Origin of the sequence: Streptomyces sp. SAI-170 (assembly GCF_049739565.1) — a bacterium.
GTDB lineage: Bacteria > Actinomycetota > Actinomycetes > Streptomycetales > Streptomycetaceae > Streptomyces.
The window spans coordinates 998,330-1,011,554 of sequence record NZ_JBMGQD010000001.1; the positions used below are offsets into that span (position 1 = coordinate 998,330).

15 protein-coding genes and 1 pseudogene are annotated in these 13,225 nt (G+C 73.9%); 6 read left to right on the plus strand and 10 right to left on the minus strand.

Features of this window, described 5'->3' with window-relative positions:
- Positions 1-14 precede the first annotated feature (14 nt).
- From RKD23_RS04510 to RKD23_RS04535, 6 genes and pseudogenes are all read right to left on the minus strand, one after another.
- A pseudogene (locus RKD23_RS04510) lies at positions 15-1,771 on the minus strand (complex I subunit 5 family protein).
- Complete coding sequence (locus RKD23_RS04515; RefSeq protein ID WP_424852424.1) at positions 1,771-2,118, minus strand: sodium:proton antiporter; 348 nt, start codon at positions 2,116-2,118, stop codon at positions 1,771-1,773. Before RKD23_RS04515 ends, RKD23_RS04510 begins: the two are co-directional and overlap by 1 nt.
- A gap of 10 nt (positions 2,119-2,128) precedes the next feature.
- Positions 2,129-2,869 (minus strand): MnhB domain-containing protein, encoded by a 741-nt coding sequence (locus RKD23_RS04520; RefSeq protein ID WP_424852425.1) that lies wholly within the window; start codon positions 2,867-2,869, stop codon positions 2,129-2,131.
- Positions 2,866-3,126 carry a Na(+)/H(+) antiporter subunit B gene (locus RKD23_RS04525; protein WP_424852426.1) on the minus strand — a complete coding sequence of 87 codons (261 nt, stop codon included), beginning with the start codon at positions 3,124-3,126 and terminating at the stop codon, positions 2,866-2,868. Before RKD23_RS04525 ends, RKD23_RS04520 begins: the two co-directional genes overlap by 4 nt.
- Positions 3,119-3,571 (minus strand): MrpF/PhaF family protein, encoded by a 453-nt coding sequence (locus tag RKD23_RS04530; protein ID WP_424852427.1) that lies wholly within the window; start codon positions 3,569-3,571, stop codon positions 3,119-3,121. Before RKD23_RS04530 ends, RKD23_RS04525 begins: the two co-directional genes overlap by 8 nt.
- The gene (locus RKD23_RS04535; RefSeq protein WP_424852428.1) at positions 3,568-3,750 is read right to left on the minus strand and encodes a hypothetical protein; all 183 of its coding nucleotides are present in this window, start codon (positions 3,748-3,750) and stop codon (positions 3,568-3,570) included. Before RKD23_RS04535 ends, RKD23_RS04530 begins: the two co-directional genes overlap by 4 nt.
- A 206-nt stretch (positions 3,751-3,956) precedes the next feature.
- On the opposite strand from RKD23_RS04535, the gene RKD23_RS04540 reads away from it, so the two are divergent.
- Entirely contained in the window at positions 3,957-4,487 is a 531-nt protein-coding gene (locus RKD23_RS04540; protein WP_424852429.1) for a VanZ family protein, read from the plus strand.
- Here RKD23_RS04540 and RKD23_RS04545 read toward each other — a convergent pair.
- Positions 4,468-4,704 carry a hypothetical protein gene (locus tag RKD23_RS04545; protein ID WP_404031033.1) on the minus strand — a complete coding sequence of 79 codons (237 nt, stop codon included), beginning with the start codon at positions 4,702-4,704 and terminating at the stop codon, positions 4,468-4,470. The genes RKD23_RS04540 and RKD23_RS04545 overlap by 20 nt on opposite strands.
- Positions 4,705-4,784: 80 nt before the next feature.
- Positions 4,785-5,801, minus strand: a complete 1,017-nt coding sequence (locus tag RKD23_RS04550; protein ID WP_424852430.1) for a DNA topoisomerase IB — start codon at positions 5,799-5,801, stop codon at positions 4,785-4,787.
- 83 nt (positions 5,802-5,884) lie between these two features.
- Here RKD23_RS04550 and RKD23_RS04555 point away from each other — a divergent pair, with 83 nt between their 5' ends.
- The 3 genes from RKD23_RS04555 (at position 5,885) to RKD23_RS04565 (ending at position 9,420) form a co-directional block, all read left to right on the plus strand.
- Complete coding sequence (locus RKD23_RS04555; protein WP_424852431.1) at positions 5,885-6,919, plus strand: PHP domain-containing protein; 1,035 nt, start codon at positions 5,885-5,887, stop codon at positions 6,917-6,919.
- 327 nt (positions 6,920-7,246) lie between these two features.
- Positions 7,247-8,218 carry an SDR family NAD(P)-dependent oxidoreductase gene (locus tag RKD23_RS04560; protein WP_424852432.1) on the plus strand — a complete coding sequence of 324 codons (972 nt, stop codon included), beginning with the start codon at positions 7,247-7,249 and terminating at the stop codon, positions 8,216-8,218.
- A gap of 173 nt (positions 8,219-8,391) precedes the next feature.
- Positions 8,392-9,420, plus strand: a complete 1,029-nt coding sequence (locus RKD23_RS04565; protein ID WP_424852433.1) for an SDR family oxidoreductase — start codon at positions 8,392-8,394, stop codon at positions 9,418-9,420.
- A 70-nt stretch (positions 9,421-9,490) separates the two neighbouring features.
- Here RKD23_RS04565 and RKD23_RS04570 read toward each other — a convergent pair whose 3' ends face one another.
- Both RKD23_RS04570 and RKD23_RS04575 read right to left on the minus strand, forming a co-directional pair.
- A complete protein-coding gene (locus tag RKD23_RS04570; RefSeq protein ID WP_404031047.1) occupies positions 9,491-9,727 on the minus strand; it encodes a hypothetical protein in 237 nt (78 codons plus the stop codon).
- 72 nt (positions 9,728-9,799) lie between these two features.
- A complete protein-coding gene (locus RKD23_RS04575; protein ID WP_424852434.1) occupies positions 9,800-11,089 on the minus strand; it encodes an ROK family protein in 1,290 nt (429 codons plus the stop codon).
- 198 nt (positions 11,090-11,287) lie between these two features.
- Here RKD23_RS04575 and RKD23_RS04580 point away from each other — a divergent pair, with 198 nt between their 5' ends.
- Together RKD23_RS04580 and RKD23_RS04585 are read left to right on the plus strand one after the other, a co-directional pair.
- A complete protein-coding gene (locus RKD23_RS04580; RefSeq protein WP_424852435.1) occupies positions 11,288-11,782 on the plus strand; it encodes an FBP domain-containing protein in 495 nt (164 codons plus the stop codon).
- A 41-nt stretch (positions 11,783-11,823) separates the two neighbouring features.
- Positions 11,824-13,068, plus strand: coding sequence for an FUSC family protein (locus tag RKD23_RS04585; protein ID WP_424852436.1), 1,245 nt, complete (start codon positions 11,824-11,826; stop codon positions 13,066-13,068).
- The last annotated feature ends 157 nt before the right edge of the window (positions 13,069-13,225 follow it).

Consider the following 13,225-nt stretch of genomic DNA (forward strand, 5'->3'; position numbering starts at 1 on the left):
CCTCCCCCGTCCCCTCACCCCGACAGCAGCCCCGGCAGCGTGAGCGCCGCCAGCAGCGCCGCCCCCGCCACCAGCCAGGCCACGTAGTCCCCGACGTGCCCGGACTGGAGCTTGCGCAGCGGCAGCGCCCAGCCCGGCGCCGACAGGGCCCGCGGCCGCTGGACCGCCGCGGCGGCGAGCCCGGCCGCGAGGGTCGTCGAGACCAGGCCGAGCAGGATTCCGGCGCCGCTCCAGTGCACCGGCACGGCCGGCGTGCCGGGCCGGGCCGCGGCGACCGCCCGGGCGACGACCTCGCCGAAGCCGGGCACGCCCACGGCGAGCGCGGCCGCCAGCAGCACCGCCGGTACGGCCGTCATGGTGTCGGGGACCCGGCGCAGCGGTCGCTCGGTCTCGGGCCGCTCCCCCGCGCCGGTCGTCTCGTAGGCGTCGTCCTCCTCGGGCGCGGGGCCGAGCCCCAGGAACACCCGGGCGGCGACCCGCAGCACCGCCCCTGCCGTGACCGCGGAGGCCAGGACGTACAGGGCGGTGAGCGGTCCGCCGACCGCCTCCTCCGTGACGGCCTTGCCGAGTGCGGTGCCGAACGGCGGCAGGCCCGCGAGGGCCAGCGCCCGGCCGCGAACATCACGGCCACGCCGGGCAGTTGGCGGCCCCGTCCGTGCAGCGCGTGCTCGTCGACGCTGCCGTAGCGGTCGAGGAGAATGCCGGTGCAGGCGAACAGGGCCGCCTTCACCCCGGCGTGCCCGAGGACGTACAGCGCGACGCCCTCGGCAGCGCCGGGTTTCAGCACGCCGATGCCGACCAAGAAGAGTCCGGTGTGGGCGACGGTGGAGTAGGCCAGCAGCCGTTTGATGTGCCGCTGGTACCAGCACATCACGGCGCCGGTCGCCGCTGTCAGCACGCCCAGCACGACCAGGACACGCGTGAGTTCGGCCGCCGGTACGCCGCCGGGGCCCGCGAACACGCTGCCGTAGACCCGCCACACGCCGTACACGCCGAGCTCCACCATGGAGCCGGACAGCAGCATGCACACCGGGGTCGGGGCGACCGCGTGGGCGTCGGGCAGCCAGAAGTGGAAGGGCACGGCGGCCGCCTTGACCAGCAGACCGGTCAGGACGAGGACGAAGCCCGCGAGGACCAGCGCGTCCGGCTCACCGCGCGCGTCCAGCTCACGCCCGATCCGCTCCATCGCCAGCTCGCCGGTACGGCCGTACAGCAGGCCGATCCCCATCAGCATCGCGTACGCGCCGAGGGAGGTGACGACGGCGAAGGTCAGCGCGCCCTGCACGGCCCGCGCCTCCTCGACCCGGTAGCCGGTCAGCGCGTACGCCACGACGCTCATCAGCTCGAAGAACACGAACGCGTTGAACAGGTCGCCGGCGACGGCGAAGCCGCACATGCCGGCCTGGAAGACCAGCAGCAGGGCGGGGAAGGAACCGGCGTGCCGGCGGGGCGGTTCGTCGAAGTAGTGCCAGGAGTACGCCAGTGCGGCCAGGGTCAGCAGCGAGGCGAGGGCGGCGAGGCCGAGCCCGGGGCCGTCGCCGACCAGGACGATGCCGACGGTCGTGCCGTCCTTCGGGGTCCAGCCGCCGGCCCATTCGGTCATCGGCGGCGAGGAGTTGAGCAGCAGCACCAGCGCGAGGGCGGCGGTGGCGGCGGAGACCACGCAGCCGGCGGCCTCGGCGGCGAACCGCGGCAGCCGCCGGCCCCCGGCGACCAGCAGGGCGGCGCCGAGGAGCGGGACGGCCACGAGCAGCGGCAGGAGTCGGTGCATCAGCCGCGCAGCTCCGACAGCTCGTCCGGGTCGAGGGTGCCGTGCCGCTTGGCGACCTGCACGACCAGCGCGAGCAGCAGGGCGGTGACGGTGGCCCCGACGACGACGTCGGTCAGCGCCAGCGCCTGCACGACCGGGTCGACGACCGGCCGCGAGCCCGGCTTCACATCGGAGTGGACCGGCGCCGTGGCCCCGTCGCGGTAGCCGACGGCCAGCAGCAGGACGTAGGTGGCGGCCTGGCACACGGACAGACAGCCGACGGCGTGGATGAGGTTGCGGCTGGTGGCCAGGCCGTAGCAGCCGGCCAGGAACACCCAGACGGACACCAGGTAGGGAGTTACGTCCATCACGGCGGGCTCACTTCTCCTTCCCCTCCTCGATCTCGACGGCCTGGTCCAGGAAGTGGGCGATCAGCACGACGACCGCGCAGGCGACCTCCATGCCGACGGCCGCGTTCAGCAGCGGGACCGTGCCGCCGGAGGAGAGCGTGTTGAACGTGCCGTACGGCAGCAGGGTGTTGGCGAGGAACGCGGTGCCGCCGAGGAGCCCGGCCAGTCCGAGAACCGTGTAGGCGGAGGCGGCCAGCGCGTCGCCGACCTCGTACAGGCCGAGGGGGCGGACGCGTTCCAGGGCGCGGTAGTCGGCGCCGAGGTAGAGCAGGTGCAGGGAGGTGGCGGCCACCACGCCGCCCTGGAAGCCGCCGCCGGGGCTGAGCTGGCCGTGGGCGATCACGTAGAGGCCGATGAGCAGGGCGACGGGCAGGACGGTGAGGGCGTAGCGGCGTACGGGCGCGCAGACGTCGGCGGGTTCGGGGCGGGCGCGGTGCTCGTCGCGGGTCTGGCGCAGCAGGACGACGCAGCCGACGACGGCGGCGAACAGGATGGACAGTTCGCCGAGGGTGTCGAAGGCGCGCTGGTCGAAGTTGACGGAGGCGACGGTGTTGGCGGTGTGCCGGGCCAGGGAGGCGCCTACCGCCCGGTCGCCGTAAGGGTGGTGGTCGCCGCCGAAGCGGGGCAGTTCGAGGCAGGCGGCGACCAGCAGCACGGCGAGCCCCGCGCCGCCCGCGAGGACGAGCCACAGCCGCAGGCGCCGGCTCACCGCGGCTCCTCCCTGTTCCGGGCGCGCCGCCGTACCTTGCGCACCGTCAGCAGAAGCAGCAGCGGCGTGACGGCGGTTCCGACGGCGAGCTGGGAGAGGCCCACGTCGGGTGCCTGGAGCACGGTGAACAGCACGGCCAGCGCCAGCCCGAGCACGGACAGCACCAGCGCCTGCCGTACGGGGTCGCGCACGGCCACGGCGGCGGTCGCGGCGGCGGCGACGCCCAGCAGGGTGACGGCGACGACGACGTCAGCCACGGCGCACCCCCCGGAAGCCGCCCGCCAGGGCCCGGGACGCGATCAGGTTGCCGCCGATCAGCAGGGCGCCGGTGACCAGGAGTTTGACCGTCTGGCGGCCGGGGCTCCGGGCAAGGCAGAGGGCCAGCACGACCCCCGCGCCGAGGGCGGCGAGGGCCCAGGTGGCCCGCCAGGCGCGGGGTGGGGCGGCGGCGAGGTCGTCGGCGAGGAGGCGGGCGAAGACGAGCGTGCCGACCGGGCCGAGGACGGCGAGGACCAGCGCGACATCGACGTAGGAGGGGCGGTCGTAGCCCTGGGCGAGGAGCAGCAGGCCGGGGCAGAGGGCGGCGGTGGCGAGGTTCTGGGCGACGACCCGGCGCGGCAGCGGCCCGGTCGTCACGCCCCACAGGGCTCCGGCGAGGCCGCCGCCGAGGACGACGGCCGCGGCCCAGGTCCAGCCGTTCACGGGCGGGTCACCGCCCGGCGCGCCGCCCCGGCCGCGAGCGCGCCGACGGCCGAGGCACCGGCGCCCACGGCCAGTTCGAGCGGGTCCACCGCGCCGATCAGGACCAGCCACAGCGCCGCGAGCACCGTCCACCAGACCAGGAACTCGGCCACGGCGAGCAGGCTCGTACGCCGGGTCATGGACGTCACCCCTCCGCGTGCACGGTTCGTCACTGCGCGTCATCCAAGCACCGCCGCGAACGGCGCAGGCGGCGGCGCGCGCGGGTCACCGCCCGGAGTGCCCCGACGGCGGGAAAGGAAACGGCGTGCGCCCGGGCCGCGGCATGCGGCCGCCGGTCCGGGGTAACCGGCTTCCCACACAGGGAAGTTGAAGGTGGGAGGACTCCATGGCCCGTGTCGTGCCGTCGTTACGCGCACGTTCCAAGCCCCCACCGGTCGAGGTGCGGCCCCTCCCCCTTCCCGTGCGGCTGCCGGCCATGCTGCTCGCCTTCGTGTGCATGGTGGCCTTCGCGGTGGTCCTGGCACGGATCACCCTGGAGCCGTCCCCCGCCTCGGAGGCGCTGACGCACAGCAATCTGCACCTGGGCCGCTCGCTGCGCGCCTACGTCGAGCATGCCGAACCGGTGGACGCCGTACGGCAGATCGGCGGGAACGTGCTGCTGGGGGTGCCGTTCGGTGTGCTGGTGCCGGTGCTCGCGCCGGGCGCGCGCGGGATGCTGCGCGTGCTGCTGCTCACCGCGACGGTGATGCTGATGGTGGAGCTGGCGCAGGGCGCGATGGTCACCGGGCGCGCCTTCGACATCGACGACGTCCTGCTGAACACCACGGGCGCGCTGCTCGGCCACCTGCTGCTCGGGCGCCGGCTGGGCCGGGCCGTGCACGCGCGGCGGCACCGGGCTAGTGACGCGTCCAGGTGAACTTGTCGCCGCCGACCCAGCGGACCACGTCGGGGTCGTCCAGGTCGTGAACCGTGATGCCGAAGGCGGCGGCCGTCTCCAGCACGTCGGTGACGGCCCGGGCCTCACCGACCACCTCTCCGTCGATCTCCATGATCCGGAACGGCGGTGTGCCCGGCTGGACACCGAGCACCATGATCCGCGGATGGGAGATGTGGGGGCTCGAGATTTCGGTCATGTCATAGAGCGTAGAGCGGATCCGGCCACCATGACCGGTTCAGACGGGTGGGGCCGGTCCGCCCCTTCGGCCGGACGGCGTCATCCGCCGAGCAGCTCCAGGACCGCCGCCTCCACGGCGCCCTGGGTGGCCGGACGGCCGAAGCGGCCGTGCTCGCCGAGCCGGGAGAGCGCGGGGGCGATGGTGTGCCCCTCCTCGAACCGTTCGAAGATCTGCGGGTCGATGTAGGAGGAGCGGCACACGGCCGGGGTGTTGCCCAGGTAGTGGCTGACCTCCCGCACGGCCCGGGCGATCTGGCGGCGGCGCGCGGCGGGCGTGGCACGGGCGTCGTCGGTGGTCACGGCGAGGGCGACGGCGGCGAGGACGGTGGCGTGCCAGGTGCGGAAGTCCTTGGCGCTGATCTCGGTGCCGGCCAGCCGCCGCAGCGCCTCGTTGAGGTCGTCCCCGTGCAGCTCGTGCCAGCGGCGCCGCTCCCAGTAGGCCAGCAGCCGCTCCCCGCCGCGCGGGCGGCGCAGCAGCGCCCGTACGACGCTGTGGACCTGCTCGTCCACCAGGGCGCGGACCATCTCGGTGCCGCCCTTGGCCGGGTAGCTGAACGCGATCTCCTCGCGGCCGCAGGTGACGTGCTCGCGCAGCATCGTGGTCAGGCCGTAGGTGTCGTTGGCGCGGGTGTGCCGGTCGCTGCCGATCCGGAAGAAGCCCAGGTCGAGCAGGCGTACGGCGCAGGCGGTGACCCGGGTGCGGCTCAGGCCGCGCCCGGCGAGACCGGCGGCGACCTCGGCGCGCAGCCCGGGCAGGGCGCGGGCGACCTCGCGGACGTGCTCGTGCTTGGCCTTGTCCTGCCGGGCGCGGAACTCCTCGTGGTACAGGTACTGCCGGCGGCCGGCGTCGTCGGTGCCGACGGCCTGGAGGTGGCCGTTCGGCCAGGGGCAGATCCAGACGTCCCGCCAGGCGGGCGGGATGACCAGGGCGCGGATGCGGGCGAGCTGCTCGGCGTCGGTGAGCGGCTCACCGGCGCTGTCCCGGTAGCGGAAGCCGCGCCCGCAGCGCACCCGGGTGAACCCCGGGCGGTCACAGGACACGGTGCGCAGTCTCATGGCTCCGGGAAGTACCCGCGCGCCCGGCCCGCAAACGGGTGCGGCGCGCCGGTGGCCGGGCAACCCTGGAGGAGGAGGTGGCCATGGACCCCGTACAGGCACTGGAGCGGATCGCGTTCCTGCTGGAGCGGTCCCTCGCGCCCTCGTACCGCGTACGTGCCTTCCGTACGGCGGCCCGGACGCTGGACGCGCTGGGGCCCGAGGAGGTGCGGCAGCGGGCGGAGGCCGGGACGCTGGAGTCGCTCAAGGGTGTCGGCCCGAAGACGGCCCAGGTGGCGCGGGAGGCGCTGGCCGGGCAGGTGCCCGGGTATCTGGTGAAGCTGGAGGAGGAGGCCGTGGAGGCCGCGGTGGCGCCCGACCGGGTGGGCGCGCAGCTGCGGGCGCTGCTGCGCGGCGACTGCCATCTGCACTCCGACTGGTCGGACGGCGGCAGCCCGATCGAGGAGATGGGCCGGGCCGCGGCCGCGCTCGGCCATGAGTGGGCCGTCCTCACCGACCACTCGCCCCGCCTCACCGTGGCGCGCGGGCTGTCCCCCGAGCGGCTGCGCGAACAGCTGGAGGTGGTGGCCGAACTGAACCGCACCTGGGCGCCGTTCCGGCTGCTGACCGGGATCGAGTGCGACATCCTCGAGGACGGGTCGCTGGACCAGGAGCCGGAGCTGCTGGACCGGCTCGACGTGGTCGTCGTCTCCGTGCACTCCAAGCTGCGGATGGACGCCCGCTCGATGACCCGGCGGATGGTGCGGGCCGTCACCGATCCGCACGCCGACATCCTCGGGCACTGCACCGGGCGGCTGGTGTCCGGGCGGGGGCGGCCGGAGTCGGAGTTCGACGCGGAGGAGGTGTTCGCCGCGTGCGCGCGGGCCAGTACGGCCGTGGAGATCAACAGCAGGCCGGAGCGGCTCGACCCGCCGCGGCGGCTGCTGCGGCAGGCCGTGGACGCGGGCGTGCTGTTCTCGGTCGACACCGACGCGCACGCCCCCGGTCAGCTGGACTGGCAGATCCTCGGGTGCGCCCGGGCGGAGGAGTGCGGGGTGCCCGCCGACCGGGTGGTGACCACGTGGCCGGTGGAGAGGCTGCTGGAGTGGACGCGGTCGGGGGCGTCGCGGCCGGGGTGACCGGGATCACCCTGGATGTCGGCCTTCTCCGGAACACCGAGGGGTGGTTGTCCGTTGAACAGTCCGTGGGTGCGGGCGGGACAGTGTCCCCGGGCCTCACCTTTTGCCCACAGGGACGATCGTTCGGCTGAAGCCCTGTGGAGCCTTTCGCCGAGAGGCGACCGCCGTCCGCACCCACCACAGAGCCGCCCCGGCCGCGATTCCCCCGTCGCGGCCGGGGCTTTCCCTTGCGCGTGGTGACGTAGTGGCCGGAATGTGGTGACACAGTGGCCGGAGCAGGCCCTGTTTCCTTGACTTCGAGCGCGCTCCAATTCGTAGCGTTCCGGCATGACCTCAGCGATCACACCGCAGCACAGCATCGACTCCGGATTCGGCGCCCGCAGCACCGCCGACGACGTCCTGAAGGGCATCGACCTCACCGGCCGCCTCGCGCTGGTGACCGGCGGCTACTCGGGCATCGGCCTGGAGACCACCCGTGCCCTGGTGCGGGCCGGGGCCCGGGTCGTCGTCCCGGCCCGTCGCCCGGAGCTGGCCCGGGAGAACCTGGCCGGGGTCGACGGGGTCGAGGTCGAGGCGCTGGACCTGGCGGACCTCGAGAGCGTGCGTGCCTTCGCCGAGCGGTTCCTGGCCTCCGGGCGCGGCCTCGACCTGCTGATCAACAGCGCCGGGATCATGGCCTGCCCGGAGACGCGGGTCGGCCCCGGCTGGGAGCTGCAGTTCGCCACCAACCACCTCGGGCACTTCGCGCTCGTCAACCGGCTGTGGCCCGCGATCGAACCGGGCGGTGCGCGGATGGTGTCCGTGTCCTCCCTCGCCCACCACTTCTCCGCGATCCGCTTCGACGACCTCGACTGGCGCGAGGGCTACGACAAGTGGGGCGCCTACGGCCAGGCCAAGACCGCGAACGTGCTGTTCGCCGTGCAGCTGGACCGGCTCGCCCGGGACCGCGGTGTCCGGGCCTTCTCCCTCCACCCCGGCGGCATCCTCACGCCGCTCCAGCGCTATCTGCCGCAGCAGGAGATGATCGACCGCGGCTGGATCGACGCCGACGGCAACGTGCTCGACCCCGACGCCTTCAAGACCCCGCAGCAGGGTGCCGCGACCCAGGTGTGGGCCGCGACCTCGCCGCAGCTCGACGGCATGGGCGGCGTCTACCTGGAGGACTGCGACATCGCCGGGCTGGCCCCCGCGGACGGCTCCGAGCTGGTCGGCGTCAAGGACTGGGCGATCGACCCGGAGCAGGCGGCCCGGCTGTGGACCGTGTCGGCCGAGCTGACGGGCGTGAACGCCTTCGCGTGACGGGGCTGAGCTGCATCTCGCGATGGGCCTGAGCTCCTTGGCCTGACGGACCTGTCTCTGCCCACGCGGCCACGCCGTCGCCCTGTCACGCCGTCGTGCCGCCGCCCGCGTTCGGCCCGCTCGCGCCGGGTACTCGGTGTTCCCGCCGAGCCGACGGCCGAGAGGAGCCGACAGTGAGCAGCACAGCGGGCAGCAGGATCGTCGTCACCGGGGCCACCGGGAACGTGGGCACGAGCGTGGTGCGCCTGCTCTCGGAGGACCCCCAGGTGGAGTCGGTGCGCGGCCTCGCGCGCCGGCTCCCCGACTGGTCGCCCCCGAAGACGGAGTGGTCGTCGGTCGACCTGGCCGACGAGGGGGCGGATCTCGCGAGGGAGTTCGAGGGCGCCTCAGCGGTGGTCCATCTGGCCTGGGCGTTCCAGCCGACGCACGACCCGGTGCGGACCTGGCAGACGAACGTGCTGGGCTCCCTCCGGGTGTTCGAGGCCGCGGCGGCCGCCGGGGTGCCGGTGCTGGTGCACGCCTCGTCGGTCGGGGCGTACTCGCCAGGGCCCAAGGACCGCGCGGTCGACGAGTCATGGCCGACGCACGGCTGGCCGGACGCCGCGTACTGCCGGGAGAAGGCGTATCTGGAGCGGACGCTGGACGCGTTCGAGCGGGAGCACCCCGAGGTGCGGGTGGTGCGGATGCGGCCGGCGTTCCTGTTCAAGCGGGAGGCGGCGAGCGAGCAGCGGCGCATCTTCGGCGGGCGTTTCCTGCCGGGTCCGCTGGCGCGTCCCGAACTGCTGCCCTTCCTGCCGGACATCCCCGGGCTGCGGGTGCAGGCGCTGCACACAGACGACGCGGCCGAGGCGTACCGGCTCGCGGTGCACACCGACGTCCGCGGGGCGTTCAACCTGGCGGCGGACCCGCCGGTGGACGCTGAGCTGCTCGGCGAGATGTTCGGCGCCCGTCCGGTGCGGCTCCCGCGTACGGCCGCCCGCTCGGCCATCGCCGCCGCGTGGGGCGTCCGGCTGCTGCCGGCCTCCCCTCACCTCTTCGACGCGGTGCTGCGGCTGCCGCTGATGGACTGCACCCGTGCCCGTACCGAACTGGGCTGGGAGCCGGAGCGCTCCGCCACCGAGACGGTCGAGGAGTTCCTCCAGGGCTTCCGGCAGGGAGCGGGCGCGGACACGGTGCCGCTGCGGGGCCGGAAGGTGGGCTGAGGAGAACGCGCCGGGACGAACGCCTGGGGCGAGGCTCTCCTGACGAAGCCTCGCCCCAGGGGCGGTCCTTCTACGCCGACGGCTCGTCCGGGACGGGCTGGTCCGCACGGGTACCGGCCGCGTGGGGGGCGCCTCGGCGGCCGGTGCCGGCCTCGTCGGTGTCGGGCACGTCCTCGTCGGGGGTGCCGGCCGGTTCGGGCTCGGGGCGGGCGTCCCAGCGGTCGTCGGTGCCGGCTTCCTGGTCCTGCATGTCGTGGGGCACGGGCGTGCCGTTCCCGCCCGGGGTGTCCTGCCGGTGGTCGTCCATGGCGTGCTCCCTCCGCCCGATGCCTTACGAGCCCCACGCGGGTACCGCGGGGCGCACCGGGCGAAACGCCGCTCAGTGCAGGGCCCGCTCCTCCAGGGCCGCGCGCCACGCGGGGGCGGGTTCCTCGGGGGTGGGCTCGCGGCGGCGGCCGCCTCGGGCGAAGAAGTCGGCGAGCGGGAGGATCGCGGCGCCGACGGTGACCGCGTCGGGGCCGAGCCGGCCGAGATCGACGGTGACCTTCTCGGCGGGGTGGCGCAGCGCGTAGGACACGGCGTGGCGGCGTACGGCGGGCAGGAAGTGCGGGCCGAGCTGGAGTCCGGCCCAGCCGCCGATGAGGATGCGCTCGGGCTGGAAGAGGTTGATCAGGTCGGACAGGCCCGCGCCCAGGTACTCGGCGGTCTCCTCCAGCACGCCCACCGCGACCGGGTCGGGCTCGGCGCCCTCGGGCGGGTAGGCGGCGGCGAGCATGGCGGTGAGCGCGGTCTCCTCGTCGGCGCCCTCGGGCGGACGCCCGCCCGCCTCGCGCCAGCGCTCCAGGAGCGACTCGGCACCGGCGTAGGCCTCCAGACAGCCGAGCGCACCGCAGCGGCAGCGCCGGCCCCGGACCCGTACGGTCAGATGGCCCCACTCGACGGCCCGGCCGTGCTCGACCTCCGGGGTGACCAGGCAGGCGCCGACGCCGGAGCCGAAGAGGACCACGACGGCGTTGCGGGCGCCACGGCCGCCGCCGAACCACATCTCGGCCTGGCCGAGGGTGCGGGCGCCGTTGTCGATGAAGAAGGAGACGGTCTCCGGCAGCCGGGAGCCCTCGCGCAGCAGCGCCTCGAGCGGTACGGCGTCCCAGCCGATGGTCTGGCCATACACGACGGCCCCCTGGGAGGGGGTGCGCTCGACGATGCCGGGGACGCCGATACCGACGCCGAGGAGCCGGTCGGGGGCGATGCCCGCCTCGGCCAGGACCTCGTCGATGCCGTCGCGGATATGGCCCGCGACCACGTCGGCGTCGTAGTGCTGGGGGGCCAGGGGGCGCTGGGTGCGGGCGAGTTCGGTGAGGGTGAGGTCGAACAGCTCCACCCGTACCCGGGTCTCGCCGACGTCGACCCCGATCATGTGACCGCTGCCCGGCGCCACCCGCAGCAGGGTGCGCGGGCGGCCGCCGTCGGAGTCGACGCTGCCGGCTTCCTCGACGAGCCCGTCGGCCAGCAGGTCCGCGACGACGTTGCTCACCGAGCCGGAGCTCAGCCCGGTGGCCGGCCCGAGTTCGAACCGGCTGAGCGGCCCGTCGAAGTAGAGCCGTTGCAGCACAGCGGCACGGTTGGCCCGCCGCAGATCCCGTACCGTACGCCCGTTGCGCCCCGCCATGTGGCTCCTTCCGCCCCCTGCCCGACCTGCAACATACCCTCGCCATGGGTCCCCACGCGACATTCGACAGCCCTTAATTCACGTACTGAGCAAAGTGGAGCCGTCTCGTCGCGCGCGGAAATCCACTGGAGCCCTCCCTCCTGGCCTGCTTATCCTAGGTGTGTCCCTAAAGGCTTTAGGTTTCTGGAGGCTGCACTCATGAAGTCACTCACCGAGCGGGAGATCCGCGACTCCTTCGTCAACTGCTCCAAGGGCGAGGCGAAGCGGCTGGCCGTGCCGCGCGATCTCGAGCTGCTGCCGTGGGACGACCTCGACTTCCTCGGGTGGCGGGATCCGGGGGCGCCGGACCGGAGCTATCTCGTGTCCGAGCGGGAGGGGCGCCTGGTGGGCGTCTCCATGCGGTTCCCGTCCTCGCACCGCGGCTTTCTGCACCGGAGCATGTGCTCGCTGTGCCTGACCGTGCATCCCGGCAACGGGGTGTCCCTGATGACGGCGCGCAAGGCGGGCACGGCCGGGCGTGAGGGCAACTCGGTCGGGCTGTACATGTGCACCGACCTCGCGTGCTCCCTCTACGTCCGGGGCAAGAAGGTCCCCGACTCGGGTCCGCGGATCAAGGAGACCCTCGGCGTGGAAGAGCAGGTCAGTCGCACGATGGGCAACCTTTCCGCCTTCCTCGACAAGCTCTACGCCTGAGAGGCGTTCGACCCGCCCGCCGATGGGGAACAGCCCTAGGGATGCGCGTGGTACATGAGTGGCCCGCGCCCCTCGTGCGCATGGCGAGGCGGCGCCGGGAGCCGGTGGTCGTCCAGGCGCTGCGGTCCTCGGCCGCGGCGACGATCGCGTACGTCGTGGCCCTGCACCTCAGTCCCGAGGCCGCCCCCCTGACCGCTCCCCTGACCGCACTGCTGGTCGTCCAGGTCACCCTCTACGCCACCCTCACCAACGGCATCCGCCGGGTGAACTCCGTGGTCGCGGGTGTCCTGGTGGCCATCGCGTTCAGCCTCCTGGTCGGACTGACCTGGTGGAGCCTGGCCCTGCTGATCGTGGCGTCGCTGGCGGTGGGCCATCTCGTCAGAGTCGACGAGTACGTCCCCGAAGTGGCGATCAGCGCCATGCTGGTGCTCGGCGTCACCGCGGTCGGCGACTACGCCTGGGCGCGGGTCCTGGAGACGCTGATCGGCGCGGTGGTGGGCCTCTCCATCAATGTGCTGCTACCCCCGCCGGTGTGGGTCGGCGAGGCGGGCGAGTCCATCGAGGGGCTGGCCCGCCGGGTGCGCCAGCTGATGCTGCGCCTCGGCGAGCAGGCCGCGGGCCACACCCCGTTCCTGCGCGCGGCGGCGCGGCTGCACGAGGCACGCCGCCTGGACCACGACATCGTCGGCGTGGACGCGGCCCTGCGGCAGGCCGAGGACAGCCTGCGGCTCAACCCGCGCGTCCGTGAGGGCCTGCTGTACCGGATCGTGCTGCGCACCGGCCTGGACACGCTGGAGATCGTCACGGTGGTCCTGCGGGTGCTCGCCCGCACTCTCACCGACCTCGCCAAGGAACGCGAGCCGGAGCCGCTGTTCCGCGAGGAGACCGGCGCGGTCCTGGAGCAGCTGCTGTCCGAGGTCGCCGACGCGGTGGTCAGTTTCGCCGTGCTGGTCACCACCCATGTCAGCGAGAACGCCGAGTCCGCGGAGGCCCGCCTGACCGCCGAGCTGCGCCAGGCCGCCACGACCCGCGACAAGCTCGCCGACCTGCTGCTGGACGACGTACGCCTGGACGCCGAGCACTGGCAGCTGCGCGGGGCCGTGCTGACCGAGGTCAACCGGATCCTCGACGAGATGGACACCGAGCACCGCTCGCGCCGGCTCCTGGAGGAGCTGGACCGCGTCTCCCGCGAGCAGCGCGAACGGCGACCGTGGCTGACCTGGCTGCGCGAGCGGCTGCAACTCCCCCGATGGAACCGCCGCGCGAGCCGCAGGCGCTCGTCCTGACGGCCTCGGTGCGGTCACCGTTTGTTGCACTCCAGCCCCCTCTGCACACGCCCCCCGCTGCAACAAACCGTGCCCCCACCGGCCGGGCCCGGTTTGGCTCCCGCGGGTCGTCCGCGTCATGGTGGCTGCTGAGACTCAGGCGACGACCCGAGGTGTG